At 50.0% G+C, this 1,356-nt stretch carries 1 protein-coding gene; it reads right to left on the reverse strand.

Annotated features, from left to right (window positions below):
* Window positions 1–1,356: transketolase family protein (locus FJU10_RS18915; protein WP_140966739.1), on the reverse strand; the 1,356-nt coding region annotated here is incomplete at both ends.

Raw genomic sequence — 1,356 nt, forward strand, 5'->3', positions numbered from 1 at the left:
CGCAAGATTCACTTCAGAACCTGTGGCGATCAAAATACCCGCTGGTGTTTCACCGGCTTGTTTTGAAATCACATAGCCACCTTTTGCGACATTTTCATCTGCACCGGTTTGCGTGCCTTCGATCACTGGTAGGTTTTGTCGACTTAAGACTAAGACCGTTGGCTTATCGGTTGTTGTCATGGCCAGTTTCCAAGCAGCACGGGTTTCATTGCCGTCTGCTGGACGAATCACTTGGACATTTGGCATGCAACGGACGCTAGCTAATTGTTCGATCGGCTCATGCGTCGGTCCATCTTCTCCAACCGCCACGGAGTCATGCGTCAAGACATAGATCACAGGCGCATGCTGGATCGCAGACAAGCGTACCGCTGGACGCAAGTAATCAACGAAGACGAAGAAGGTTCCGCCATAGATTCGCGTACCGCCATGCAATTGGATGCCGTTCATCGCTGCCGCCATCGCAAATTCTCGGACGCCAAACCAAATGTTGCGGCCTTCGTATTGGCCAGGTTCAAAGTCTTTTTCTGCTGCAACCATCGTATTGTTGGATCCAGAAAGGTCAGCCGATCCACCCCAGAGACTAGGGACGGCTTGGGATAAGGCTTGGATCATCTCTTTGCTGGATACTCGACTAGCTTGTGAGCTGCCAACTTCGTAGCTTGGTAATGCTGCATCCCAATCTGCTGGCAATTCACCCGCAAAGGCTTGTTTGAATTGCGCAGCAAGTTCTGGGTAGGCTGCTTCATAGGCACGGAAGGTTTCGTTCCAAGCTGCTTCAGCTTTTTGCCCTTCATCGATCATGGTTTCTTTGAAGCGCGCGGCAACTTCTTCAGGTACAGTAAATTCTGGGTACTCCCAGCCATAAATCGCTTTTGCTGCAGAAATGCCTTCGGCACCGATCGGCGCACCATGAACGGCAGAGGTGCCTTGATTTGGCGCACCGTATCCGATCACAGTCTTGATTTCGATCAAGGTTGGTTTGTCACTTTCAGCTTTTGCTTCGTCGATTGCTTTTGAGATCGCTTCTAAATCATTGCCGTCTTCAACGAGAATATGTTGCCAGCCATACGCCTCAAAACGCGCACCGACATTTTCTGTAAAGGCTTTTGTGGTCGGACCATCTAGGGAGATGTCATTTGAATCGTACAAGACGATCAGTTTATCTAATTTCATGTGACCCGCCATGGATGCAGCTTCTTGCGAAACACCTTCCATCAAGTCCCCATCGCCACATAAAGCGTAAGTATAGTGATCAATGACTTGATACTTGTCGCGATTGTAGGTTGCAGCCAAGTGGGCTTCGGCCATCGCCATACCGACTGCCATAGCGATCCCTTGTCCTAAAGGTCCAGTGGT

The organism is Enterococcus sp. OL5 (assembly GCF_006491895.1).
Lineage (GTDB): Bacteria > Bacillota > Bacilli > Lactobacillales > Enterococcaceae > Enterococcus_D > Enterococcus_D innesii.